Origin of the sequence: Enterobacter asburiae (assembly GCF_001521715.1) — a bacterium.
GTDB lineage: Bacteria > Pseudomonadota > Gammaproteobacteria > Enterobacterales > Enterobacteriaceae > Enterobacter > Enterobacter asburiae.
This window is the reverse complement of record NZ_CP011863.1, coordinates 3,803,463-3,827,969: the sequence shown is the minus strand read 5'-3', so window position 1 is coordinate 3,827,969 and position 24,507 is coordinate 3,803,463. Positions and strand designations below refer to the sequence as shown.

The following is a 24,507-nucleotide window of genomic DNA, read 5'->3' as shown; positions in this document are numbered from 1 at the left end:
TCCCGCCCTAATCAAAATATATAACCCTATCTTATTAGCTTTCTTAGTAGTTTATAAATGAAGTAAAAATTAGCGAAGAAGCTTTACATTAAAAAGTGAGCAAAAATTTTTACCATTGAACCGGCAAAATTTGCAATCTGCGGCTTTTAGCCTGAGAAAATCCACATTAACAGAATAATCATCAAGTCCAACAGAGGCATAACTTACGTCCTCGAATAAATCGGTAATAAATGAGTTGAAATTACAAAAATTAACCTCACTCAATATCCTGAACACCGCAGAAATATAACTACTATGCATTATCCTGACTTCAATAACCTTTAATAAACTAGAATGCGATTTACTTTTAAAGAGGTCAAAGAGAAAGTAAACCAGCTCATTTTTATTGTCAGAAATCCATTTTAAAATTTTATCCCTGGCACATGGCAATAAATACACTGGAGTTTTGAAAGGATTTGAAATGTCAACCACAAGGGAACAATAACCATGAGGATTTATTCCACTTATAATTAAGTCACTAAGTCCTTTCACTGCATCCAAATAGTTGTCAAAACAAACCTCATATAAACAGGTACTATGAGCTGCACATTTAGATTCAAACAACCATCTATGACGAAGATAACCAATGCCTTTAGAGTGTATATCTTCAATAATACATTTATGGCAGTAACGAATCTTTGAGATGTTTACCAATGGATATGAATTAGTTATGTGTAAATTATTTCGACAGGCATCTTCAACAGCGTTGAAATACCCGTAAACACCAGAAGATAACGACACTATATTGGAAGTTAGTATATAACCATTTCTTGTGGCAAGAATGTCATATATATCCTGCAAACTATGCAATTTGTACATATCAATCAGTTCGAGCCGAGGAAAGGCATCGTACCTTAGTTCACCATGCTTAGATATTATGTTCCTGCAATTGGATAAGTTATACATTATCTGTGAACGCAGAAGAAAACTGTGCCACAATTCATTTTCGTAAACCATATCACTCCCTCTTATTTAATTAGATTCTTTTTCCTGAGAAGTGTCATTGTCATTGGTAGTTTATCTCTGTATTTCAAAAGCCAGTTATGCCCCCCCAGTAAAGCATCCAGGCTTGTAAGTGACATCGGGTATTGCCCCTGAGATAAAACAACATTTATTAATGATGATGAGATTATATCTCTCTCGCTCCAGTCTACTCTTTTATTTCTATAACATCGTACTGCTTTAGGAAGACAGGAATTAAGCCAGCCATTTTCATGTTTATTTAGCCAAAAGAAACTAGCATAACAACTTTCCTTGACTAACTTTCGCGTTACAGAAATGGATTGATTATGTATAAATCTTAATATTTTCTGCTTATGACGCCGTCTTAAAGAATCTTTTTTACATTTTTTACGCCATGAGCATAAACCGTAACAAGATGAAATTACAGAGGATACAGTTCCTTCCGATAATGAGTTTTTCTCAGCTATGGATGCCAGACTAAACCCCCTTACAGCCATAGACTTGATAAGCAATTCAGTGAATATATTAATTTTTGTGTTTCGCTTAAACGCCCTCAGGTATTTTTTATAAATAAGTGTTTTAATGTAACATCTGCTGCGATTAAATTCTCTCCCAAGGTTGCTAACACTAGTATTATTTTCAGCCATATGAAAGCTGTATTCCTTATGACTTTTAAAGATTTCTTTCTTTTTATTAGGACGACTTCCTGCATACGTTGGCCAGCAAGTATTTAACAAACAATAACAAAGCAAAAGGTGCTTTGTGGGATGCTGACAACATTTATCTTTGAGTATAGGCTCCCAGTAGTGATAATCAGTAAGGGATGTCGGTAGAAGCTCCGATGAACCCTCCCCAAATAACTGGCACTTAGCATAAACATGTGCGTAAAATACATTTTTCTTCAGATTCCCGTCCAATGATAATAAATTTAACTTTTTAAGTACATCCATGTAATTTGGGTGACAAATTTCTTTTCTTCTGATTATATTTATGGACTCATAACAAAATTTAGCAAAATCGAAGTCTGTCTCATTGCTGAGTTGTTCTGTATACGAAACAGGAGGCATCAGTCCAATACGTATGTGCGGTGCAGAAGGGACATTGATGCTTTCAAGCACTACCTGGTGCCGATGGCAGGTTGTAACCCCATGAAGTTGATGCGCCAGATGCCAATAAGTAACACCATAATGAAAAGTATCTTCACGAGCGCAAACCGGGCAAAACTTCAATAGTGTCCGCTGTCCTAGTGAAAAATTACTAAGGCGGCACAATCGATTAAGCCTGGCAGGGGTCGTGTTGAAATCCATAATTTCATTACGACTGATTGGTAGTGCCCAGGCAAACAGAGGGAGTAAAGTCTGTTCATGCCAGAGCTGGTCTGCACTTTCGGATGTATGAAGAGAAATAGCCTTTAATCCTGAATTGAGAATTGGATGGACGCTCATATCAGGTTTGTGGAAAATGATCGTTAACAGAGAAGATGGGGACATACCGTACACGGTAGCTGTCCGACAAAACCGACTGAACAAGGATTCATCAGGTAAAACAGACAACATTCTCATTTACCCCACCTCTCTTTGACCGTTACGAACTGATGACCTCATTACAATTTATTAAGTGGATCTGTATTTATAAGCCCGCAACGCTGAAGAGCATCGTAGGTATTTTTCTTTTCAGCTGTTCTGGTGATAACAAGATCATGGTCAAGAGACAGTATTTTCTCGTCGAAATTGCGCATAACCTCGTCTATTTTTCTTACGAATTCCTTGTGCTGTGGCCTGTCTATATCTCCAGGGATCAAAGCTTTTAAGGGCTTCTCTGACATGAACTGGTAATGACTCCAAATTATTGATAGTGTTTTATGTTCAGATAATGCCCGATGACTTTATCATGCAGCTCCACCGATTTTGAGAACGACAGCGACTTCCGTCCCAGCCGTGCCAGGTGCTGCCTCAGATTCAGGTTATGCCGCTCAATTCGCTGCGTATATCGCTTGCTGATTACGTGCAGCTTTCCCTTCAGGCGGGATTCATACAGCGGCCAGCCATCCGTCATCCATATCACCACGTCAAAGGGTGACAGCAGGCTCATAAGACGCCCCAGCGTCGCCATAGTGCGTTCACCGAATACGTGCGCAACAACCGTCTTCCGGAGCCTGTCATACGCGTAAAACAGCCAGCGCTGGCGCGATTTAGCCCCGACGTAGCCCCACTGTTCGTCCATTTCCGCGCAGACGATGACGTCACTGCCCGGCTGTATGCGCGAGGTTACCGACTGCGGCCTGAGTTTTTTAAGTGACGTAAAATCGTGTTGAGGCCAACGCCCATAATGCGGGCGGTTGCCCGGCATCCAACGCCATTCATGGCCATATCAATGATTTTCTGGTGCGTACCGGGTTGAGAGGCGGTGTATGTGAACTGTAACTGCCATGTTTTACGGCAGTGAGAGCAGAGATAGCGCTGATGTCCGGCAGTACTTTTACCGTTACGCACCACCCCGTCAGTAGCTGAACAGGAGGGACAGCTGATAGAAACAGAAGCCACTGGAGCACCTCAAAAACACCATCATACTGATCTTGACCCTCCATCTCCGGACAGCTTTTGTATCTTAAGTTAACGATGTCCGCTGCCGCCGGTATTCCCTCGGGGAGTGATATCCCAGCGCGCTGTGCGGGTGGTTTTCATTGTAATGCGTGAACGCTACTGCAAGGTTTCGCAGTGCTGTTCTCACATCCGGTTTTGGCATGAACGCGATATAGTCTTCTTTCATCGTTTTCACGAACCGTTCGGCCATGCCATTACTCTGCGGGCTGCTCACCGCTGTTGTGCAGGGCTCCAGATTCAGCTCTCTCGCGAACCTCCGCGTTTCATACGCGGTATACGCTGAACCGTTATCCGTCAGCCACTGCACTGGTGTTTCCGGTAGCCTGTCGCCGAAGCGCTTTTCCACCGACCTCAGCATCACATCCTGCACGGTCGAACTGTCATAGCCTCCCGTGCTTGCTGCCCAGTCTATGGCCTCACGGTCGCAGCAGTCCAGCGCGAACGTTACCCGCAGTTTTTCGCCGTTGTCGCAGCCGAACTCGAAGCCATCTGAACACCAGCGCATATCGCTTTCTGCCACCGCTATCTTGCCCTTATGTTCACGCTTCGGTCGCTCTGGTTTGTCATGCAACAACAACAGGTTATGCTCGCTCATTATCCTGTAAAGCCGTTTGGCGTTCACAGGTGGCTGTCCCTCTGTGCGACGTTGCTTGCGCAGGATGCCCCACACGCGTCGATAACCATAACTCGGCATATCGCTGATGATGTCGAGGATAGCCGACAGTATTTCTTCGTCTGCTTCGTCATTACGCCGGTTACAGCGCCTGTCCTGCCAGTCGGCAGAACGGTTAATCCGCAGTGACAGCTGCGCACGCGACACGCCCATGGTGCGGCTGACCAGGGCTATTCCCCGTCCTTTGGCAACAAGGGCGCGTGCGCTATCCATTTTCGCGACTGGCCGTACTCCACGGCTTCTTTCAGGATCTCAACTTCCATCGTCTTCTTGCCCAGAAGGCGCTGAAGTTCCCGGACCTGCTTCAGAGCAGCAGTAAGCTCAGAAGCAGGAACGACTTCCTCTCCGGCCGCAACGGCGGTGAGGCTGCCTTCCTGATATTGCTTCTTCCACTTAAACAGCAGGCTGGGCTGGATACCATGCAGGCGGGCGACATGGGAGACATTCATGCCCGGCTCCATCGTCTGCTGGATAATGGCGATCTTCTCCTGAGGAGTTTTACGTTTACGGGCTTCTTGCCCTAACAGGATCCCGGTCATCTCAAAATTGGCGTTAGTGTTAGACATATATTCAAGCCTATCTCTTATCTGGAGATACAGCTACTGTCCGGTGTTTCAGGGGGCTACATCAAAAACACCATCATACACTAAATCAGTAAGTTGGCAGCATCACCACATCAATCAACTGCCAAAACATCCTCTCTATTTCAAGTTTTTGGGCTTCGCGTTCAGGTATGCTCTCGTTTTGTTTTACTGCTACAGCTTTGTATCGAAGTCCGCCTTCAGGAGTTCTCAAGGTCAGTAAAAAATCGGTTGTCATAACATTCAGAACTTCGACAGGTACTCCTCTTACTCCCCTCACCATAGGATGTTGAAAATGTAAATGATTTGCTATTTGTTGGGTAAGCCGGAGAGGAAAGAGTGGGAATTGTTCCCGGATATCAATCACCGAGTCATTAAACTCAGCCAGATAGAAAAAGTTACTTTCGACAGAAGAAAGGAGATGATGGTTTCGAAACGTCTTAAGGCCAAAGACTATCGAACGGTTTCCACGGGATTTAACGTCCTGAGCTCTAAGCCAGGGCTGATAACTTTGGCCATAGCCCACTCCTATGCCGTCACCTAGCGCATTTTCATAATCCAAATAGGATTTGAGACGCCTACCCCTACCCATGATCGTACCCAAAAAACGACATTGATACGTACCTATATGTGCATTTTATAGTCTCCAACCCTATAACCACACATTCAGTAAGTATACAACATTAGCGTCGTTTTTTGAGAATGGTTACAACTTTAGTGCTTTGTGTACAACTTTATTGTCTTCGGACATCTGCCAGCGCCTGAGCACACGCCCAGGCACTTGCCCATGCCCACTGGAAGTTGTACCCGCCGAGCCAGCCGGTCACATCCATCACTTCGCCAATAAAATAGAGCCCCGGCACGTTGCGCGCTTCCATGGTGCGGGACGAGAGCTCATTCGTGTCAACGCCACCCAGCGTCACTTCCGCCGTGCGGTAGCCTTCGGTGCCGTTTGGCTGCACGCGCCAGTTTGTCAGGGTTTCCACCAGCATCTCCTGCTCGCGGCTGTTAAGCTGCTTGAGCGACACGTCCGGGATCTGCCCCAGCGCCTGCAAACATTCCACCAGACGTTTTGGCAGCTGCATTGCCAGGGTGTTTTTCAGGCTTTGATTTGGGTGCGCGGTACGCTGCTCGTTAAGGAACGCGTCGAGATCGCAATCGGGGAGCAGATTCACCGTGACAAACTCCCCAGGCTGCCAGTAGCTGGAGATTTGCAGTACCGCCGGGCCGGAAAGACCGCGATGGGTAAAGAGCAGATTTTCGCGGAACACCGTCCCGTCTTCGGCGGTAATGACCGAGGGAACGGACACGCCAGACAGCGTCTGAAGCTGTTCAAGAAGCGGTTTATGCAGCGTAAACGGCACCAGCCCGGCGCGAGTGGGCAAGACTTTAAGGCCAAACTGTTCGGCAATCTTATAGCCGAACGGGGAGGCGCCCAGCCCCGGCATCGACAGGCCGCCGCTGGCGATCACCAGGCTATCAGCACTGACGGTTTCACCGTTCAGCTGCAGCGTATAGCCCTGGTCGTCGCGGGCGACTTCCAGCACTTCCGTGCGCAGGCGCATGACGACGCCGCCCTTCTCGCACTCGGCCACCAGCATATCGACAATCTGCTGCGCGGAGTCGTTGCAGAACAGCTGCCCCAGCGTCTTTTCATGCCACGCGATGCCGTGCTTGCCCACCAGGTCGATAAAATCCCATTGGGTGTAGCGCGCCAGCGCAGATTTACAAAAATGACGGTTTTGGCTCAAATAGGCCGCGGGTTCAACATACAGATTAGTAAAGTTGCAGCGCCCGCCGCCGGACATCAGGATCTTACGGCCGGGCTTTTTACCGTTATCCAGCAGCAGCACGCGACGACCCGCCTGTCCGGCCATTGCCGCACAAAACATACCCGCCGCACCGGCGCCAATTACTACGGCATCAAACCTTTCCACGTCAAAACCCTCTTTGTTAACTGCCGCGGATTGTAAAGTTTCCTCTGTGGTCACACCAGCGTAAAAAGATATTACAAAGGCATTCCATTGAAATTTAAAGAATATCCTTTCTAGTGCTTTTCGCAAATCAGGTGGTATGTCAAAAAAAGTCTATATTTCACTTTGCCCGCCGCGCATTTGTCCTGGATAATGCGCCGCGTTCATGTCCTCAAAATGGCGTAACGTCCTATGCTACATTTGTTTGCCGGCCTGGATTTACATACCGGGCTTTTATTATTGCTTGCTCTGGTTTTTGTACTGTTTTACGAAGCGATCAACGGCTTCCACGACACTGCAAACGCAGTAGCGACGGTTATCTACACTCGCGCAATGCGATCGCAGCTTGCGGTTGTTATGGCGGCGGTATTTAACTTTTTTGGTGTTCTCCTGGGCGGGCTGAGCGTTGCGTATGCCATCGTGCATATGCTGCCAACGGATCTGCTGCTTAACGTTAGTTCTGGCCATGGCCTCGCTATGGTGTTCTCAATGCTGCTTGCTGCAATTATCTGGAACCTCGGTACCTGGTATTTTGGCCTGCCTGCATCCAGTTCTCACACCCTCATCGGCGCGATTATCGGTATCGGGTTAACGAATGCCCTCATGACCGGTACCTCGGTTGTTGATGCATTAAATATCCCGAAAGTACTGGGGATCTTTGCCTCACTCATCGTCTCCCCTATCGTGGGTCTGGTGGTGGCTGGCGGGCTGATCTTCATCCTGCGTCGTTACTGGAGCAATACCAAAAAACGCTCCCGTATTCACCTGACGCCTGCAGAGCGTGAAAAGAAAGACGGCAAGAAAAAGCCGCCATTCTGGACGCGTATTGCCCTGATCATTTCCGCTATCGGCGTGGCTTTCTCACACGGCGCGAACGATGGTCAGAAAGGCATTGGTCTGGTGATGCTGGTACTGATTGGCGTTGCACCGGCAGGATTCGTGGTCAACATGAATGCCTCCGGCTACGAAATCACCCGTACCCGCGATGCGGTCAACAACGTCGAAACCTACTTCCAGCAACATCCTGAACTGCTGAAGAAGGCGACCGGCGTTGACCAGTTAATCCCTTCTCCGGAAGCCGGTGCCACGACTGCACCAGGCGAGTTCCACTGCCATCCGGCAAACGCGATTAACGCGCTGGAACGTGCGAAAGGCATGCTGGGCAATATCGAAAGTTATGACAAACTGACCGTCGAGCAGCGTGGTCAGCTGCGTCGCATTATGCTGTGCATCTCTGATGTGACGGATAAAGTGGCGAAGCTGCCTGACGTGAATGCTGACGACCAGCGTCTCCTGAAGAAACTGAAAGGCGATATGCTCAACACCATCGAGTACGCGCCAATCTGGATCATCATGGCCGTCGCGCTGGCGCTCGGTATCGGTACGATGATTGGCTGGCGTCGTGTGGCGACCACCATCGGCGAGAAGATCGGTAAGAAAGGCATGACCTATGCGCAGGGTATGTCCGCGCAGATGACGGCGGCAGTGTCTATCGGTCTGGCGAGCTACACCGGTATGCCGGTATCTACCACCCACGTACTCTCCTCGTCCGTGGCAGGTACCATGATTGTTGACGGTGGCGGTCTGCAGCGCAAAACCGTGACCAACATTCTGATGGCCTGGGTGTTCACCCTTCCGGCATCCATCCTGCTGTCTGGCGGTTTGTACTGGATTTCGCTGAAGCTGATCTAATCGGTTTAGTGCGACAAAAAAGCGGGTCAGGAAACTGACCCGCTTTTTTTATGGCTGTTTTTTTACTCAACCCAGTGCTGTAATCAGGACAATCTGAACACTATCTGTTCAGATTTTTACTGCACAAATAACTATTATCCTCGCGAATGTTCTCAGTCCAAACAACACCCATGACGGAATAGACTATGCCATTCAAAACGGCTATTAAATGGATTCATCGCCTTGTTACCTTTTCACTTCTGGTTCTGTTCATTGGATTTTTCTGGTTAAACCATCAGCCCAATCAGCGAAATAGCGATGAGCTACAGCGCGTTTATAAATTATCCGATAGCGTCTGGCTCTATATGACCGTGAACAATCAGGGTGGCACAACCGTACCACCAATCTACCGTTACTATCTCTCGGGGGCGCTTGCAGGGAAAGACCCTGATATTATCCATCAGCTTGCGATGAAGTATCCGGTAATCGAAGGTACAGGCACGATAACCTCGGCCAGTATTGATACAAGCGGGGAAGTGAACATTGCCTATAGCGGAAAGGTTATTTCGATTGAGAACAATATCTCCAGTCTCCGGTTCTCAGTTAAGCCCTGAGCCAGATGAAAGAAGGCGGGGCTTTCCCCGCCTGCTGTGATGCTCAGTGCCAAATCATCAATGCAATCATACTGACCACGACCAGCCCGCACAGGGCGCTGGTCAAAATGAACTGACGACGCAGGCGCTCGCAGCGACGAATAAACTCTTCATCGTGATGATCGCGGTAGCGCTGGTAGTAGATGTATCCCACCAGACGCATCTGCTTGCTGGGCTGTCCATGCGAGGTGAAGAACCCTCCACCGTCCACATACTGATAAAGCAACGGATCGCAACCACGAAGTACCACTAACAGCGCACGTAACGATGAGAAGTAGCGCGCCATATTCACTATGCAAACCACGCATAACGCCCAAAACAATGCGACGGTGCTAATCATACATCCTCCCCGGCGTCCGCCCACGAAGCAAGGCTCCTGAGCTACCGCACCCCAATGCCCTGACAGACAGTTCAGTGAAAGAATGACCAGAAGTCGATCCGGTTCGCGTTTTAATATCCGAACGGCTCATTTAATAGTGTAGGAGATCCGTTAATTTTTTTGCCACAAGGTTAATCGTTATCAACACCAAAGCTTGAAAAATATGTTTAACTGGGCCGTAATGAAAGTATCAGACGACGGCATTCTCACTTAGTCATCGATAACTTAAGGAAGGAGTAACACTATGGCTTACAAACACATTCTCATCGCGGTTGACCTCTCCCCTGAGAGCAAAGTGCTGGTTGATAAAGCGGTATCCATGGCACGTCCCTACAACGCGAAAGTTTCGCTGATTCACGTTGACGTGAATTACTCCGACCTCTACACCGGTCTGATCGACGTGAATCTTGGCGATATGCAGAAACGCATTTCCGAAGAGACTCACCATGCCCTGAGCGAACTCTCCACCAACGCGGGCTATCCAATTACCGAAACCCTGAGCGGCAGCGGCGACCTGGGCCAGGTGCTGGTTGATGCGATCAAGAAATACGATATGGACCTGGTGGTTTGCGGTCACCATCAGGACTTCTGGAGCAAGCTGATGTCTTCAGCGCGCCAGCTGATTAACACCGTTCACGTGGATATGCTGATTGTTCCACTGCGTGACGAAGAAGACGAGTAAGTGCGTTAAGCTCCCCTCACCCTAACCCTCTCCCAAAGGGAGAGGGGATAGATCGAGGACACAGGCCGGGTAAGGCGAAGCCGCCACCCGGCTTTTTTATTCCGGCGTACCCGGATAAATATCAAACCGGTGCCCTTTCGTGGTCACCGCGTTAGTGGTCGCAACGTCCGCCAGCGGCGGTGCATAGTCCGGGCGCTTTACCACCACCCGCTTCGTGGCAAGCTGACGAGCCGGCTCCAGCAGGCCATCGGCATCCAAATCCGGCCCCACCAGAGACTGAAACACCCGCATCTCTTTCTTCACCAGCGCGCTTTTCTGCTTATGCGGGAACATAGGGTCGAGATAGACCACCTGCGGGCGCGGGGTGATATCCGTCAATGCCGTCAGGCTGGAGGCGTGGATCAGCTGCAAACGATCCTGCAGCCAGGAGCCGATTTCCGGGTCCGCGTAGCCCCGCGCTAGTCCATCGTCGAGCAGCGCAGCGACCACCGGATTACGCTCCAGCATCCGCACGCGACAGCCGACAGACGCTAGCACAAACGCATCGCGCCCCAGTCCCGCCGTGGCATCGACCACATCCGGGAGGTAGCTCCCTTTGATGCCGACCGCTTTGGCCACCGCTTCGCCGCGACCGCCGCCGAACTTGCGCCGGTGCGCCATCGCGCCGCCGACAAAGTCGACGAAAATCCCGCCGAGCTTCGGTTCGTCGCGCTTGCGTAATTCGAGATGCTCCGGCGTCATCACCAGCGCCATCAGGTTTTCTTCATCGTGCTCCAGCCCCCAGCGGGCCGCCAGAACAGATAAGGCGCCGTCTCCGGCGCCTGTTTCATCTACTAAGCAGATCTTCACGTAACAATCAGCCTTTGATCCCGTAATGCTCAAGCATCGCATCCAGCTGCGGCTCGCGTCCGCGGAAGCGTTTGAACAGCACCATTGGCTCTTCAGACCCGCCGCGGGTCAGGATGTTATCGAGGAACGACTGGCCGGTTTCGCGGTTGAAGATCCCCTCTTCTTCGAAGCGAGAGAAGGCATCTGCCGCCAGCACGTCGGCCCACAGGTAGCTGTAGTAGCCCGCCGCGTAGCCGCCTGCGAAGATGTGGCTGAAGGCATGCGGGAAGCGGCCCCAGGTTGGTCCAGGAATAACGGCAACCTGCTTTTTAATCTCGGCCAGGGTCTCAAGGATTTTCGCGCCCTGCTCCGGGCTAAACTCGGCGTGCAGGCGGAAATCGAACAGGCCGAACTCCAGCTGGCGCAGGATGAACATCGCCGCCTGGTAGTTTTTCGCCGCCAGCATTTTATCCAGCAGCTCTTTCGGCAGCGGCTCGCCGGTCTCATAGTGACCGGAGATAAACGCCAGCGCGTCCGGCTCCCAGCACCAGTTTTCCATAAACTGGCTTGGCAGCTCGACCGCATCCCACGGCACGCCGCTGATACCGGCCACGCCTGCGGTTTCGATGCGGGTCAGCATATGGTGCAGACCATGACCAAACTCGTGGAACAGGGTAATCACTTCGTCATGGGTGAACAGCGCCGGTTTGCCGCTTACCGGACGGTTGAAGTTACAGGTCAGGTAGGCGACCGGTTTTTGCAGAGAACCGTCGGCTTTACGCATCTGGCCCACGCAGTCGTCCATCCACGCCCCGCCGCGTTTGTTCTCACGCGCGTAGAGATCGAGGTAGAAGCTGCCGCGCAGCTCGTTTTTCTCGTCATACAGTTCGAAGAAGCGCACGTCCGGATGCCAGACGTCGATATCGGTACGCTCTTTGGCGGTGATGCCATAGATGCGTTTTACCACTTCGAACAGGCCGTTAACGGCTTTGTTTTCCGGGAAGTACGGGCGCAGCTGCTCGTCGCTGATGCTGTAGAGGTGCTGCTTCTGTTTTTCGCTGTAGTACGCGATATCCCACGGCTGCAGCTCGTCCACGCCGAACTCCGCTTTCGCGAAGGCGCGCAGCTGGGCCAGCTCTTTCTCACCCTGAGGACGGGCGCGTTTCGCCAGATCGGTCAGGAAGTCGAGCACCTGCTGCGGGTTCTCCGCCATTTTGGTGGCGAGGGATTTATCGGCGTAATTTTCGAAGCCCAGCAGCTGTGCCAGCTCGTGTCGCAGGGCGAGGATCTCCGCCATTACCGGGCTGTTGTCCCACTTACCGGCATTCGGCCCCTGATCGGAGGCGCGGGTGCTGTACGCACGGTACATCTCTTCGCGCAGGGCCTGGTTGTCGCAGTAGGTCATCACCGGCAGATAGCTCGGGATATCCAGCGTTAACAGGAAACCGTCCTGCTCTTTCGCTTCGGCCTGGGCTTTTGCCGCCGCCAGCGCGCTTTCTGGCATACCGGCCAGCTCAGCTTCGTCGGTAATCAGCTTCGTCCAGCCCATGGTGGCGTCGAGCACGTTGTTGCTGTACTGGTTGCCCAGCTCGGACAGACGCGCGGCGATTTCGCCGTAGCGGGTCTGCTTCTCTTTTGGCAGGCCAATCCCGGACAGCTCAAAATCACGCAGGGCGTTATCGACCGATTTTTTCTGCGCCGTGTTCAGTTCGGCATAGTGGTCGCCGTCGCGCAGGTCGCGGTAGGCTTTGTACAGCCCTTCGTGCTGGCCAACCCAGGTGCTGTACTCAGAGAGCAGCGGCAGCGTCTGTTCGTAGGCTTCGCGCAGTTCCGGGCTGTTTTTTACCGAGTTCAGGTGGCTCACCGGGGAGAAGATACGCCCCAGCACGTCGTCCACTTCGGCCAGCGGCTGACACAGATTTTCCCAGGTGTACGGCGCGCCCTGCGCTACCACGCTTTCTACCGCCGCGCGGCAGTTGCCCAGCGATTGCGTAACGGCTGGAACCACATGCTCAGGGAGGATTTTAGAAAACGGCGGCAACGAAAAAGGCGTCAGTAATGGATTGGTCATAAACGCTGTCCTGTTGAAATAGGTGAATGAAGCGCGCATCCGGCGCTGTGCATATGAGATCTAGAATGGGGTTAAGTGTAGAGGATTTCAATGCCGGACGTTGCGCTTTCGCGGCAGTGGAAACTTTTCTGTATACTGTGGCGATACGCTCTATTTTTGCCCGATGGCACTACGCTAATCGGGCCTACGTTTACTACCTGGAACACATTCATCCATGCTCAGTTATCGCCACAGCTTCCACGCAGGCAACCACGCCGACGTCCTTAAACACACCGTTCAGAGCCTGATCATCGAATCGCTCAAAGAGAAAGAGAAGCCGTTTCTCTATCTGGACACGCACGCGGGCGCGGGCCGTTATCAGCTGAGCGGCGAGCATGCCGAGCGTACCGGTGAATATCTGGAAGGGATTGCCCGCATCTGGCAGCAGGACGACCTGCCTGCCGAGCTGGAGCCTTACATCGGTGTGGTGAATCACTTCAACCGCAACGGCCAGCTGCGCTACTACCCTGGCTCGCCGCTGATTGCACGTCAGCTGCTGCGCGAGCAGGACAGCCTCCAGCTGACCGAGCTGCATCCGAGCGACTTCCCGCTGCTGCGTTCTGAATTTCAGAAAGACAGCCGCGCCCGCGTGGAAAAATCCGACGGTTACCAGCAGCTGAAGGCCAAACTGCCGCCGGTTTCCCGTCGCGGCCTGGTGCTGATCGACCCGCCGTACGAAATCAAAACCGACTATCAGGCGGTGGTGACCGGTATCCACGAAGGCTACAAACGCTTTGCTACCGGCACCTATGCCCTGTGGTACCCGGTGGTGCTGCGCGCGCAAATCAAACGCATGATCAAAGACCTGGAAGCGACCGGCATCCGCAAGATCCTGCAGATCGAGCTGGCGGTACGCCCTGACAGCGATCAGCGCGGCATGACCGCCTCCGGGATGATTGTGATCAACCCGCCGTGGAAGCTCGAAGCGCAGATGAACAACGTGCTGCCGTGGCTGCATAAAACGCTGGTGCCAGCGGGTACAGGCCACGCCACCGTCAGTTGGATCGTGCCGGAGTAATCGCAGCCATCGGTGGAAACTATTGATTTCAGGTATACAATCGCGGCAATTCACGATTAAGGACAAAAGTAATGACTAAGCATTATGACTACATCGCAATCGGCGGCGGCAGCGGCGGCATCGCCTCCATCAACCGTGCGGCCATGTACGGCCAGAAGTGCGCGCTGATTGAAGCCAAAGCGCTGGGCGGCACCTGCGTGAACGTGGGTTGTGTACCGAAGAAAGTGATGTGGCATGCGGCGCAAATCCGTGAAGCTATCCATATGTATGGCCCGGACTACGGCTTTGACACCACCATCAACCGCTTCGACTGGGACAAACTGATCGCCAGCCGTACCGCCTACATCGACCGCATTCACACCTCGTACGACAACGTGCTGGGTAAAAATAACGTTGACGTGATCCACGGCTTCGCCCGCTTTGTGGACGCGAAAACGATCGAAGTGAACGGCGAGACGATCACCGCCGATCACATCCTGATCGCCACCGGCGGCCGTCCGAGCCACCCGAACATCCCGGGCGTGGAATACGGCATTGATTCCGACGGTTTCTTCGAGCTGCCTGCCCTGCCTAAGCGCGTTGCCGTTGTTGGCGCGGGTTACATTGCGGTGGAACTGGCCGGCGTGATTAACGGCCTGGGCGCAGAAGCGCACCTGTTCGTACGTAAACACGCGCCGCTGCGCAGCTTTGACCCGCTGATTGTCGATACGCTGGTTGAAGTAATGAACACCGAAGGCCCGACCCTGCACACCAACGCCGTGCCAAAAGCGGTGGTGAAAAACGCGGACGGCAGCCTGACGCTTGAGCTGGAAGATGGCCGCAGCCAGACCGTCGATTGCCTGATCTGGGCGATTGGCCGTGAGCCGGCGAACGATAACTTCAACCTGGGCGTGACCGGCGTGAAAACCGATGAAAAAGGCTATATTGTCGTCGATAAATTCCAGAACACCAGCGTTCCGGGCATTTATGCGGTCGGCGACAACACCGGCGCGGTTGAGCTGACGCCGGTCGCCGTTGCGGCGGGTCGTCGTCTCTCCGAGCGCCTGTTCAACAACAAGCCGGACGAGCATCTGGACTACAGCAACATTCCGACCGTGGTCTTCAGCCACCCGCCAATCGGCACCGTCGGCTTAACCGAGCCGCAGGCGCGCGAGCAGTACGGCGACGACCAGGTGAAAGTGTATAAATCGGCGTTTACCGCGATGTACACCGCCGTCACCTCTCACCGTCAGCCGTGCCGCATGAAGCTGGTCTGCGTAGGTCCGGAAGAGAAGATTGTCGGTATCCACGGCATCGGTTTCGGCATGGACGAGATCCTGCAGGGCTTCGCCGTGGCGCTGAAGATGGGCGCAACCAAGAAAGACTTCGACAACACGGTGGCCATCCACCCTACGGCCGCGGAAGAGTTTGTGACCATGCGTTAATCCTGATGCCCCTCTCCGGAGGGGCATTTTTTTAACATTCATAAATCGTTGCAAAACGAATGCTCCGAAAATAGTGATCTACCGCACATATCCCTCCCCATCTACCGAAGCGAATGACTACGCTTATAGGACGCCCGGATAAACCTGTCTTTTGAACACACAACCGGAGGTCCCTATCACCATGTTCAACCAGAAACTACAGGCTACCGAGAACATCGAGTTCGAGATTGCAGAAGAGCTGCGCTACGAGACCGATCCCTGCGAGTTGAAACTGGATGAAATGATTGAGGCGGAGCCGGAACCCGAAATGATCGAGGGGCTACCCGCCTCCGATGCGTTGACGCCCGCAGACCGCTATCTTGAACTGTTCGAGCATGTGCAGTCGACGCGGCTGTTTGCGGACAGTAAAACCTTCCCCGACTGCGCGCCGAAGATGGATCCGCTAGATATCCTGATCCGCTACCGCAAGGTCAGACGCCATCGGGATTTCGACCTGCGCCAGTTTGTGGAGAACCACTTCTGGATGCCGGAAACGTACGGCACAGAATATGTCTCCGACCCGGGACTCTCCCTGAAAGAGCACATTGATAACCTGTGGCCGGTGCTGACGCGCGAGCCACAGGATCATATTCCCTGGTCTTCCCTGCTGGCCCTGCCGCAGGCCTATATCGTCCCCGGCGGGCGATTCAGCGAAACCTACTACTGGGATTCCTATTTCTCCATGCTGGGGCTGGCGGAGAGTGGCCGTAACGATCTGCTGAAGTGTATGGCAGACAACTTCGCCTGGCTGATTGAACGCTACGGGCATATCCCCAACGGCAACCGCACCTATTATCTCAGCCGCTCGCAGCCGCCGGTCTTTGCCCTGATGGTGGAGCTGTTCGAGGAGGACGGCGTGCGCGGTGCGAAACGCTATCTGGATCACCTCAAAATGGAGTACGCCTTCTGGATGGACGGCGCGGAGTCGCTGCTGCTTAACCAGGCTTACCGCAGCGCCGTGCGCATGCCGGACGGTTCACTGCTCAACCGCTACTGGGACGACCGTGATACCCCGCGCGACGAATCGTGGATTGAGGACGTGGAAACTGCCCGCCACTCGGGTCGTCCGCCCAATGAGGTTTACCGCGATCTGCGCGCGGGGGCGGCGTCCGGCTGGGATTATTCGTCCCGCTGGCTGCGCGATCCGGCGCGGCTCGCCAGCATCCGCACGACGCAGTTTATCCCCATCGATCTGAACGCCTTCCTGTTCAAGCTGGAAAGCGCTATCGCCAACATCTCGGCGTCGAAAGGGGATAAAGAGACGGCAGAGGCGTTCCGCCAGAAAGCCAACGATCGCCGCGCGGCGGTGAACCGCTATCTGTGGGATGAGGAGAGCGGCTGCTACCGCGATTACGACTGGCGACGCGAAGAGCTGGCGCTGTTTTCTGCCGCCAGCATTGTGCCGCTGTATGTTGGAATGGCGACGCACGAGCAGGCAGAACGTTTGTCTGATGCGGTCAAAGCGCGGCTGCTGACCCCGGGCGGAATTCTGGCGACCGAGTACGAAACCAGCGAGCAGTGGGATAAACCCAACGGCTGGGCGCCGCTGCAGTGGATGGCGATTCAGGGGTTCAAGCAGTACGGCAACGACTCGCTGGGCGATGAGATAGCCTGGAGCTGGCTGCATACGGTGAACCATTTTTATAAGACGCATCACAAGCTAATTGAGAAGTATCACATCGCCAGCAGCACGCCGCGCGAAGGTGGCGGGGGTGAATATCCGCTGCAGGACGGTTTTGGCTGGACGAACGGCGTGGTGCGGCGGCTGATTGGGCTGTATGGGGAGCCTTAAGCGGGGTGCGGTCTGGTGCCCTCACCCCGGCCCTCTCCCACAGGGAGAGGGAGAAGAGATCAGCGAATCACCTCATAAATGGCAGTCTGAATGGACTGCCATTTTTTCGTGGTGGCATCCGGCTGCGACTGCGCGCGGCGTGTGGCCATGTCGAGATCGTGCTGCTGGCGTTTCACCTCGGCAGGCACGGTGCAGAACGCTTTGAGATACTCTTTACGAACCGAGGTCAGAGACTCGCCGTTCGACATGGCATGGCTGAGCGTGTTGATGAAGCGACGACACGGCTTCTCTTCCACCATGTTCTGCCGGTAGCGTAACATCAGCTCCAGCACATCGTCATAGCCTGCCGACATCGCCTCTTCGGTCCAGGACAGCTTCCAGTCCATACCGCCCTGCAAAAATAGCAGGGTCACGCGGGTATCGTTGCGGTTAATGGCCGAGCGGAAATTATTCTCGTCCCAGGTGACCCCCATGCGCGTGAGCGTTTCGCGCGAGGAAGGCGTCTCGCGCATTTCCTGCGGAGGAGCCGCTTCAGCCGCGCTGGCGGTTGCAGGCTGCGGTTTGCTGCTGGTCACCAGCCAGAAGCCTCCCGCCACGATGGCGATCACCATGACGCCAACCGCCCCCCATAGCGCACCGGAAATGAGCTGCTCGCGTTGTTCAGGGGTACGCGGCGCGCGCTGGGTCGGCTTTTCAATGGTGTCACGGACTTCAAACAGATCCCCACCGGTGACCCGATCCATTTTCTGCGCCTTTTCCCAGAAGGTATGCAATTCGCTGGCATCTACCGCCATGAATCCGGCCGGATTGACGCGCGTTCTCCCCTCTTCAAACGCGCGCTGAACGGGCCGCGCGATCTGCGCATAGTAGTTATCCAGCAGCTGGATTTGCGCCGAGCTTAGCGTTTTCTGAACGGTGATGCTGTTGCGGATTTGCCGAATATCATCGAGGAAGGTTTGCAGCGTTTTGCGCGGTTCAACCAGCAGCGTCAGCATGGACGGGTCGCTGAACAGCGAAGCGTAATAGCGGCTGAACTCTTTTTTATCCACCAGCATCTGCGCCAGTTCACTGAACATCATGCCTCTGAGGACATCATTGATCTCGCCAAGCTTCAGCCAGCGCCGCACGCGGTCAGCGTTAAACAGGGTCTTAAGATGGTTGTTCAGCCGCACCTGATCGGGCCAGGCCTGCTGGATGAGCCCTTTAATCATCAGCTCAATCGCGCGTACCTGCTTGTGCGCCTGCTGCTGCTGGAGTTCGCTTCCCGGTGCCAGGTCAGTGCTGTAGGTCAACAGCGGCTGCTGCAGGCGAAGATGTTCCAGCGCGGTCACAAACCGCATCGCCGCAATAAGCTGGTTTTCACTCACATCCTGTCCGCTTTCATACTGCGGAACGCGCTGCTGCAGCAGGCGCAGCTGGAGCGTAAATTCCGACATCTCGGCATCATTGAGGTTGAGTTTTTTCGCAACGGCTCCCCAGCCGCCCAGAGCTAATCGCGCGCTGTCGAGTTGTTCCAGGAACCAGCGTGGATCTTTTCCCTCAGAAGCATGTACATTCAGAAGGAGTAAAATTTCCACCGACGCATGGCGAATGACCGCCAGACAGTGTTCAAACTGTTCGCGAATATGGTGTGATGTGCTGAGAGTCATTGTTTTCCTTAAGCGACAACGAAGACATCCGGAATGGGCACGAGACGCCCTTTTTTCTTTTTATTTATACGCGGTTAACCATACCTGACTTTCTGTTGAAATAAAGTGACAACCCTAAAATGATTTAAAATGTTTCAGGAGAAACTGAATGCCGGTTTTAATTACCTCTCGCCTGACCTGTTCGCCCCTGCAGGAACAAGACTGGCCCTTTTTTCTGGCGCTACAGCAGCACCCGGACGTGATGCGCTTTGTGGCGGAAGATCGTCCCGTCGCGGCGATCCGCGAGGCGTTTGATTCGCGTCTGACCCCATGGGCACCGGGCAGCGCGCACTGGCTTTGTCTCGTCGTACGTGACACCGCCTCACATGCCCCGCTGGGCGTTACCGGGTATATTCATCGGGAGGAGGACTGCGCCGAAGTGGGCTTCCTTTTCGCACCCGAGGCGCAGGGGAAAGGTTACGGCTTTGAATCCCTGAAAGCACTTTGCGATTACGCTTTTCATCAGGGCGGTATACGGCGACTCACCGCCACCGTTACCGCGGGAAATGTCGCGTCAAGACGCCTGCTGGAAAAAGCCCGCTTTCGCCTGGAAGGTGAATTACGCGAGAGCTATTACCTTGCGGGGCGCTGGCAAAATGACTGGCTATTTGGTTTATTACAGCAGGAATACCTGAATAATAATTCCTGACCAACCGCTTTTTAGCAGATATTTCCCGGACGTCGTTTCCTCTTCAGTGTCGCTATTAAGAGGAAACGAATATCAAACATCATTCGCTGGAAATATTTTCAGCGGCCATTGCGTTAATAAAAAAACATCCGGGTCTTTCTCTGGAGAAATATCGTGATGAAAATGGGTTATCGGCTATGGCTGCCTGCGTTCTTTATCACTGTCAGTATGCAGACACATCCATATTAAGGGTTTCCTTAAGAGGTTCCTTCCCCTTAAGCCCGCGCATCACAGGAACATACCGCCTGACACTTCAATACGTTGCGCATTCATCCAGCCCAGCTTATCGCTGAGCAGTGCCGCAATGGCATCGCCAATATCGTCCGGCAGCCCCACCCGTCCCAGCGCCGTCTGCGAGGCCAGCAACTGATTCAGCTCCGCGTTGTCGCGCACGCGTCCGCCGCCAAAGTCGGTTTCTATCGCACCCGGCGCAATGATATTGACGGAAATCCCGCGCGCGCCCAGCTCTTTCGCCTGATAACGCGTCAACACTTCCATCGCCCCCTTCATGGCCGCATAGGTCCCTGAGCCCGGCTGGGTAAAACGGGCCAGCCCGCTGGAGACGTTGAGGATACGTCCCCCGTCGTTAAGCAGCGGCAGCAGGCGCTGGGTCAGGAAGAAAGGTCCTTTGAAATGAATGTTCAACGCTTCATCAAACTGGGCTTCCGTCGTGTCGGCATAGGGCGCATATAAACCCGTTCCGGCATTGTTCAATAAATAGTCAAAGGTTTCGCGCTGCCAGACGGTCTTAAGAGTTTCCTGAAGCTGTCGGGCAAAATGATCAAAACCCGTGATATCCCCGACGTTGAGCTGTAATGCCGCTGCGTTGACGCCTTTTTGCTGAATTTCATGCACAACATCCAGCGCTTCCTGCTGGCTACGGTTGTATGTCAGGACAATTCCCGTGCCGTCTGCCGCCAGCTTTAACGCAGCGTTTTTACCCAGACCACGGCTACCACCCGTCACTAATGCGATACGTTCACTCATCATAAACCTCGTTTTGGCTGTTAAGGAGATTGAGAAAGAGCTTATTAGGTGATAGAAAATCAATAAAGATGGGTTAAAACGCTTCACTGTTTCACCAGAAACAACAATGAGCTTCCTCTATGGATAAAATTCACGCAATGCAGTTGTTCGTCCGCGTCGCGGAACTGGAGAGTTTTTCCCGCGCGGCCGAAACATTAACCCTGCCGAAAGGCAGCGTCTCGCGGCAAATTCAGGCCCTGGAAAACCGGCTTGGGACCCAGCTATTGCACCGCACCACGCGCCGCGTCAGCCTGACGCAGGACGGCATGGTCTATTACGAACGGGCAAAAGATCTGCTGGCAAACCTTGATGAACTCGACGGTATGTTTCAGCACGATCCCTCCAGCATCAGCGGTCGGCTGCGCGTGGATATGCCCGTCGGCGTTGCTCGAAATTTAGTCATCCCCAAACTACCTGCTTTTCTGCAGCACTATCCGGGCATTGAACTGGAGCTCAGCAGCAGCGATCGCCTGGTGGATGTGATTCGCGAAGGGTTTGATTGCGTGGTGCGCGTCGGCACTTTGAAGGATTCAGGGCTGATTGCTCGTCCTCTGGGCAAGCTGTCGGTGATTAACTGCGCCAGCCCGGATTATCTGACGCGTTTTGGCTATCCGGAAACCCTGGACGATTTAGGCTCGCACGCCGTGATCCACTACGCTGCGATGCTGGGAACCCGCCCGCAGGGTTTTGAGTTTTATAACGGCAGTGCGACGCAGTGGATAAAAACGGGCGGGGTATTAACCGTCAACAGCACGGAAACTTACCAGGCTGCCTGTCTCGCCGGGCTGGGCATTATTCAGGTTCCGCGGGTTGGGGTGCGCGATTTACTGCGCGCGAAGAAACTGACTGAGATCCTCCCGCAATACCGGGCCGAACCGATGCCCGTCTCCCTGATTTACCCTCACCGCCGCAACCTCTCCCGCCGGGTCCATCTGTTCATGGAGTGGCTTACCGAACTCACAAAAGCTTACGTGGACTAGCCGCAAGCTATAATTCACAAACACATCCAGCTCAACGAAAAGGAAAATGCGCGTGACGCCGGAAAACAACCCGCAACGACCCACCCAACATTTAGAGTATGAGCCCGTCAAAAAGATGGAAACCGGGCCCGAAGAGGCCAAAACGCCAGGCACCGCCAGCAAAGCGCTGGGGACCGTCACCGGCATCGCCGCGAGAATTCAGCAGTTTCCCATGGTTGCGCATCTGATACGCGCGACCGAGCGCTTTAATGACCGCATGGGGAACCAGTTTGGTGCCGCCATCACCTATTTTTCCTTCCTGTCGATGATCCCGATCCTGATGGTGTCGTTTGCAGCGGCAGGTTTTGTGCTCGCGTCGCACCCGACGCTGCTGCAGGATATCTTCAGTAAGATCCTGAATAACGTCAGTGACCCGACTCTTGCCAGCACGCTCAAGAGCACCATCAATACCGCCGTGCAGCAGCGTACCACCGTCGGTATCGTCGGTTTGCTGATTGCACTTTACTCCGGCGTTAACTGGATGGGCAACCTGCGCGAGGCCATTCGCGCCCAGTCACGCGACGTCTGGGAGCGTAAGCCGCAGGACCAGGAGAAAATTTGGGTGAAGTATCTCCGCGATTTTGTTTCGCTGATTGGCCTGCTCGTCGCGCTGATCGTGACGCTTTCCATTACCTCCGTGGCGGGCTCGGCGCAGCAGATGATCATCTCCGCGCTCTATCTTGATTACATCGAATGGCTGAAGCCCGCCTGGCGCGGCATTGGGCTGGCCATTTCCATCTTCGCTAACTACCTGCTGTTCTTCTGGATCTTCTGGCGCTTGCCCCGCCATCGTCCGCGCAAGAAGGCGCTGATTCGCGGCACGTTGATTGCGGCGATCGGCTTTGAGGTGATCAAAATCGTGATGACCTACACGCTGCCGTCGCTGGTGAAATCGCCTTCCGGCGCGGCGTTTGGCTCGGTGCTGGGACTGATGGCCTTCTTCTATTTCTTCGCCCGCCTGACGCTGTTCTGCGCGGCATGGATTGCCACCGCCGAGTACAAAGGCGACACGCGAATGCCCGGTAAAACGCACCGCTAGCCCCGCTCTCGGGCTGAAATTTCAGCCCGATTCATCATTTCAGCATATAAATCCAGTCCGTAACTTTTATTTAACCGAAAACCAGTTTAATTGACTGATATTTAAAATCTGTGAAGCATTTCATAGACGTGTTTTCGCTGGCCTGAAAATTATCCGCTTTTTGTTGCTTTTATCACCAGCGCGCGGCTTTGTTACAGATTGAAATGTCGCTTTTGCTGTGCGTAATATGGCCTTTCGTTCGACAAAAATAAGAAAATATTATGCAAGCAACAGCCACCACACTCGACTCAGGAACGGAAAACGTTCCGGTAAACTCGCGCAATAAAGTTGTCGTCGCCTCGCTGATTGGCACCGCCATTGAGTTCTTCGACTTTTATATTTATGCCACCGCCGCGGTCATCGTCTTCCCGCATATTTTCTTCCCGCAGGGCGATCCGACGGCGGCCACGCTGCAGTCTCTGGCGACCTTTGCCATCGCGTTTGTTGCGCGTCCGATTGGCTCTGCGCTGTTTGGACACTTTGGCGATCGCATTGGCCGCAAAGTCACCCTGGTGGCCTCGCTGCTGACGATGGGCATCTCCACCGTAGCCATCGGTCTGCTGCCAACCTATGAAACCATCGGCATTCTGGCGCCGGTCCTGCTGGCGCTGGCGCGTTTCGGTCAGGGTCTGGGACTGGGCGGTGAATGGGGCGGCGCGGCGCTGCTGGCCACCGAGAACGCCCCGGCGCGCAAGCGCGCACTGTACGGTTCATTCCCGCAGCTGGGCGCACCGATTGGCTTCTTCTTTGCCAACGGGACGTTCCTGCTGCTCTCCTGGCTGCTGACGGATGAACAGTTCATGAGCTGGGGCTGGCGTCTCCCGTTTATCTTCTCAGCCGTGCTGGTGCTGATTGGCCTGTATGTGCGCGTTTCGCTGCATGAGACCCCAGTTTTTGCGAAAGTGGCCGCGGCGAACAAGCAGGTGAAAGTGCCGCTGGGTACGCTGCTGACCAAACACGTCCGCGTGACCGTACTGGGCACGTTCATCATGCTGGCAACCTATACGCTGTTCTACATCATGACCGTCTACTCCATGACGTTCAGTACCGCCGCCGCGCCGGTTGGCCTGGGGCTGCCGCGTAACGAAGTGCTGTGGATGCTGATGATGGCGGTGATCGGGTTCGGGGTCATGGTACCGATTGCGGGTCTGCTGGCGGATAAGTTTGGTCGCCGCTCAAGCATGATTGTGATCACCACGCTGATCATTCTGTTTGCCCTGTTCGTCTTCCCGCCGCTGCTGGGTTCAGGTAGTCCGGCACTGGTGATGGCCTATCTGCTGATTGGCCTGAGCCTGATGGGGCTGACCTTCGGCCCGATGGGCGCGCTGCTGCCTGAGCTGTTCCCGACGGAAGTGCGTTATACCGGTGCGTCGTTCTCCTACAACGTTGCCTCTATTCTGGGCGCGTCCGTTGCGCCGTATATCGCCACCTGGCTGCAGGCGAACTATGGTCTGTTCTACGTGGGCGTCTATCTGGCGGCCATGGCAGCGCTGACGCTGATTGCGCTGCTGCTGACGCACGAGACGAAGCACCAGGCTCTGTAATTCACTGCGGCCCGATGCCCTCACCCCGGCCCTCTC

General features: G+C 53.7%; 20 protein-coding genes and 3 pseudogenes. 11 read left to right on the top strand and 12 right to left on the bottom strand.

Annotated features, from left to right (window positions below):
* Positions 1-69 precede the first annotated feature (69 nt).
* The 7 genes and pseudogenes from ACJ69_RS18435 to ACJ69_RS18400 all read right to left on the bottom strand — a co-directional run bounded on the left by ACJ69_RS18435 (position 70) and on the right by ACJ69_RS18400 (position 6,796).
* Positions 70-996 carry a hypothetical protein gene (locus tag ACJ69_RS18435; RefSeq protein ID WP_000262426.1) on the bottom strand — a complete coding sequence of 309 codons (927 nt, stop codon included), beginning with the start codon at positions 994-996 and terminating at the stop codon, positions 70-72.
* A gap of 11 nt (positions 997-1,007) precedes the next feature.
* Positions 1,008-2,564 carry a TnsD family Tn7-like transposition protein gene (locus ACJ69_RS18430; RefSeq protein WP_024143025.1) on the bottom strand — a complete coding sequence of 519 codons (1,557 nt, stop codon included), beginning with the start codon at positions 2,562-2,564 and terminating at the stop codon, positions 1,008-1,010.
* Positions 2,565-2,605: 41 nt separating this feature from the next.
* Positions 2,606-2,833: pseudogene (locus tag ACJ69_RS18425) on the bottom strand (ATP-binding protein); the annotation flags it as partial.
* A 14-nt stretch (positions 2,834-2,847) separates the two neighbouring features.
* Positions 2,848-3,545, bottom strand: a protein-coding gene (locus ACJ69_RS18420) for an IS1-like element IS1A family transposase (protein WP_103215986.1) whose coding sequence is annotated in 2 segments (ribosomal slippage) — positions 2,848-3,296 and positions 3,296-3,545 — 699 coding nt in all. Because the reading frame shifts where the segments join, the coding sequence is not laid out codon by codon here.
* Between the two features lie 64 nt (positions 3,546-3,609).
* Positions 3,610-4,817, bottom strand: a protein-coding gene (locus tag ACJ69_RS18415) for an IS3 family transposase (protein ID WP_116799391.1) whose coding sequence is annotated in 2 segments (ribosomal slippage) — positions 3,610-4,496 and positions 4,496-4,817 — 1,209 coding nt in all. Because the reading frame shifts where the segments join, the coding sequence is not laid out codon by codon here.
* Between the two features lie 133 nt (positions 4,818-4,950).
* Positions 4,951-5,451: pseudogene (locus ACJ69_RS18405) on the bottom strand (TnsA endonuclease N-terminal domain-containing protein); the annotation flags it as partial.
* 142 nt (positions 5,452-5,593) lie between these two features.
* Complete coding sequence (locus ACJ69_RS18400; protein ID WP_059347850.1) at positions 5,594-6,796, bottom strand: BaiN/RdsA family NAD(P)/FAD-dependent oxidoreductase; 1,203 nt, start codon at positions 6,794-6,796, stop codon at positions 5,594-5,596.
* A gap of 228 nt (positions 6,797-7,024) precedes the next feature.
* On the opposite strand from ACJ69_RS18400, the gene pitA reads away from it, so the two are divergent.
* Positions 7,025-8,524, top strand: a complete 1,500-nt coding sequence (gene pitA / locus ACJ69_RS18395; protein ID WP_008503116.1) for an inorganic phosphate transporter PitA — start codon at positions 7,025-7,027, stop codon at positions 8,522-8,524.
* Positions 8,525-8,709: 185 nt separating this feature from the next.
* A complete protein-coding gene (locus ACJ69_RS18390; protein ID WP_059347481.1) occupies positions 8,710-9,117 on the top strand; it encodes a hypothetical protein in 408 nt (135 codons plus the stop codon).
* A 43-nt stretch (positions 9,118-9,160) separates the two neighbouring features.
* On the opposite strand, the gene uspB is transcribed toward ACJ69_RS18390, so the two are convergent.
* The gene (gene uspB, locus ACJ69_RS18385) at positions 9,161-9,496 is read right to left on the bottom strand and encodes a universal stress protein UspB (protein ID WP_003861224.1); all 336 of its coding nucleotides are present in this window, start codon (positions 9,494-9,496) and stop codon (positions 9,161-9,163) included.
* 283 nt (positions 9,497-9,779) lie between these two features.
* On the opposite strand from uspB, the gene uspA reads away from it, so the two are divergent.
* Positions 9,780-10,217, top strand: a complete 438-nt coding sequence (uspA, locus tag ACJ69_RS18380) for a universal stress protein UspA (protein ID WP_003861223.1) — start codon at positions 9,780-9,782, stop codon at positions 10,215-10,217.
* A 96-nt stretch (positions 10,218-10,313) separates the two neighbouring features.
* Here the strand turns inward: uspA and rsmJ are convergent, their stop codons facing one another.
* Positions 10,314-11,066: a 16S rRNA (guanine(1516)-N(2))-methyltransferase RsmJ gene (rsmJ, locus tag ACJ69_RS18375; protein WP_168980315.1), complete on the bottom strand. Its 753-nt coding sequence runs from the start codon at positions 11,064-11,066 to the stop codon at positions 10,314-10,316.
* A gap of 7 nt (positions 11,067-11,073) precedes the next feature.
* A complete protein-coding gene (prlC, locus tag ACJ69_RS18370) occupies positions 11,074-13,116 on the bottom strand; it encodes an oligopeptidase A (protein ID WP_059347478.1) in 2,043 nt (680 codons plus the stop codon).
* A 214-nt stretch (positions 13,117-13,330) separates the two neighbouring features.
* Here prlC and ACJ69_RS18365 point away from each other — a divergent pair, with 214 nt between their 5' ends.
* The 3 genes from ACJ69_RS18365 (at position 13,331) to ACJ69_RS18355 (ending at position 17,428) form a co-directional block, all read left to right on the top strand.
* Complete coding sequence (locus tag ACJ69_RS18365) at positions 13,331-14,173, top strand: 23S rRNA (adenine(2030)-N(6))-methyltransferase RlmJ (protein ID WP_023333753.1); 843 nt, start codon at positions 13,331-13,333, stop codon at positions 14,171-14,173.
* A 71-nt stretch (positions 14,174-14,244) separates the two neighbouring features.
* On the top strand, positions 14,245-15,597 hold the full coding sequence (gorA, locus tag ACJ69_RS18360) for a glutathione-disulfide reductase (RefSeq protein WP_033146863.1): 1,353 nt from the start codon (positions 14,245-14,247) through the stop codon (positions 15,595-15,597).
* A 181-nt stretch (positions 15,598-15,778) separates the two neighbouring features.
* Positions 15,779-17,428 (top strand): alpha,alpha-trehalase, encoded by a 1,650-nt coding sequence (locus tag ACJ69_RS18355; protein ID WP_059347476.1) that lies wholly within the window; start codon positions 15,779-15,781, stop codon positions 17,426-17,428.
* Positions 17,429-17,487: 59 nt separating this feature from the next.
* Here the strand turns inward: ACJ69_RS18355 and ACJ69_RS18350 are convergent, their stop codons facing one another.
* The gene (locus tag ACJ69_RS18350) at positions 17,488-19,077 is read right to left on the bottom strand and encodes an STY4199 family HEPN domain-containing protein (RefSeq protein ID WP_059347475.1); all 1,590 of its coding nucleotides are present in this window, start codon (positions 19,075-19,077) and stop codon (positions 17,488-17,490) included.
* Positions 19,078-19,225: 148 nt separating this feature from the next.
* Between ACJ69_RS18350 and ACJ69_RS18345 the strand changes: the two genes are divergently transcribed.
* Together ACJ69_RS18345 and ACJ69_RS25995 are read left to right on the top strand one after the other, a co-directional pair.
* Positions 19,226-19,765: a GNAT family N-acetyltransferase gene (locus ACJ69_RS18345; RefSeq protein ID WP_029742154.1), complete on the top strand. Its 540-nt coding sequence runs from the start codon at positions 19,226-19,228 to the stop codon at positions 19,763-19,765.
* 71 nt (positions 19,766-19,836) lie between these two features.
* A pseudogene (locus ACJ69_RS25995) lies at positions 19,837-19,935 on the top strand (lysozyme); the annotation flags it as partial.
* Positions 19,936-20,032: 97 nt separating this feature from the next.
* Here the strand turns inward: ACJ69_RS25995 and ACJ69_RS18340 are convergent.
* Positions 20,033-20,791 carry an SDR family NAD(P)-dependent oxidoreductase gene (locus tag ACJ69_RS18340; protein ID WP_029742153.1) on the bottom strand — a complete coding sequence of 253 codons (759 nt, stop codon included), beginning with the start codon at positions 20,789-20,791 and terminating at the stop codon, positions 20,033-20,035.
* 119 nt (positions 20,792-20,910) lie between these two features.
* On the opposite strand from ACJ69_RS18340, the gene ACJ69_RS18335 reads away from it, so the two are divergent.
* The 3 genes from ACJ69_RS18335 to ACJ69_RS18325 all read left to right on the top strand — a co-directional run bounded on the left by ACJ69_RS18335 (position 20,911) and on the right by ACJ69_RS18325 (position 24,471).
* Positions 20,911-21,810 (top strand): LysR family transcriptional regulator, encoded by a 900-nt coding sequence (locus ACJ69_RS18335; RefSeq protein WP_059347473.1) that lies wholly within the window; start codon positions 20,911-20,913, stop codon positions 21,808-21,810.
* A gap of 52 nt (positions 21,811-21,862) precedes the next feature.
* Entirely contained in the window at positions 21,863-22,888 is a 1,026-nt protein-coding gene (gene yhjD / locus ACJ69_RS18330) for an inner membrane protein YhjD (protein ID WP_038417846.1), read from the top strand.
* Between the two features lie 260 nt (positions 22,889-23,148).
* Entirely contained in the window at positions 23,149-24,471 is a 1,323-nt protein-coding gene (locus ACJ69_RS18325) for an MFS transporter (protein WP_047646786.1), read from the top strand.
* Positions 24,472-24,507: the final 36 nt, after the last annotated feature.

What these genes read in the sequence shown, in the direction of transcription:
- ACJ69_RS18435 (WP_000262426.1), bottom strand. Translation starts at nt 996, where the DNA reads ATGGTTTACGAAAATGAATTGTGGCACAGTTTTCTTCTGCGTTCACAG.
- ACJ69_RS18430 (WP_024143025.1), bottom strand. Translation starts at nt 2,564, where the DNA reads ATGAGAATGTTGTCTGTTTTACCTGATGAATCCTTGTTCAGTCGGTTT.
- pitA (WP_008503116.1), top strand. Translation starts at nt 7,025, where the DNA reads ATGCTACATTTGTTTGCCGGCCTGGATTTACATACCGGGCTTTTATTA.
- ACJ69_RS18390 (WP_059347481.1), top strand. Translation starts at nt 8,710, where the DNA reads ATGCCATTCAAAACGGCTATTAAATGGATTCATCGCCTTGTTACCTTT.
- uspB (WP_003861224.1), bottom strand. Translation starts at nt 9,496, where the DNA reads ATGATTAGCACCGTCGCATTGTTTTGGGCGTTATGCGTGGTTTGCATA.
- uspA (WP_003861223.1), top strand. Translation starts at nt 9,780, where the DNA reads ATGGCTTACAAACACATTCTCATCGCGGTTGACCTCTCCCCTGAGAGC.
- prlC (WP_059347478.1), bottom strand. Translation starts at nt 13,116, where the DNA reads ATGACCAATCCATTACTGACGCCTTTTTCGTTGCCGCCGTTTTCTAAA.
- ACJ69_RS18365 (WP_023333753.1), top strand. Translation starts at nt 13,331, where the DNA reads ATGCTCAGTTATCGCCACAGCTTCCACGCAGGCAACCACGCCGACGTC.
- gorA (WP_033146863.1), top strand. Translation starts at nt 14,245, where the DNA reads ATGACTAAGCATTATGACTACATCGCAATCGGCGGCGGCAGCGGCGGC.
- ACJ69_RS18355 (WP_059347476.1), top strand. Translation starts at nt 15,779, where the DNA reads ATGTTCAACCAGAAACTACAGGCTACCGAGAACATCGAGTTCGAGATT.
- ACJ69_RS18350 (WP_059347475.1), bottom strand. Translation starts at nt 19,077, where the DNA reads ATGACTCTCAGCACATCACACCATATTCGCGAACAGTTTGAACACTGT.
- ACJ69_RS18345 (WP_029742154.1), top strand. Translation starts at nt 19,226, where the DNA reads ATGCCGGTTTTAATTACCTCTCGCCTGACCTGTTCGCCCCTGCAGGAA.
- ACJ69_RS18340 (WP_029742153.1), bottom strand. Translation starts at nt 20,791, where the DNA reads ATGAGTGAACGTATCGCATTAGTGACGGGTGGTAGCCGTGGTCTGGGT.
- ACJ69_RS18335 (WP_059347473.1), top strand. Translation starts at nt 20,911, where the DNA reads ATGGATAAAATTCACGCAATGCAGTTGTTCGTCCGCGTCGCGGAACTG.
- ACJ69_RS18325 (WP_047646786.1), top strand. Translation starts at nt 23,149, where the DNA reads ATGCAAGCAACAGCCACCACACTCGACTCAGGAACGGAAAACGTTCCG.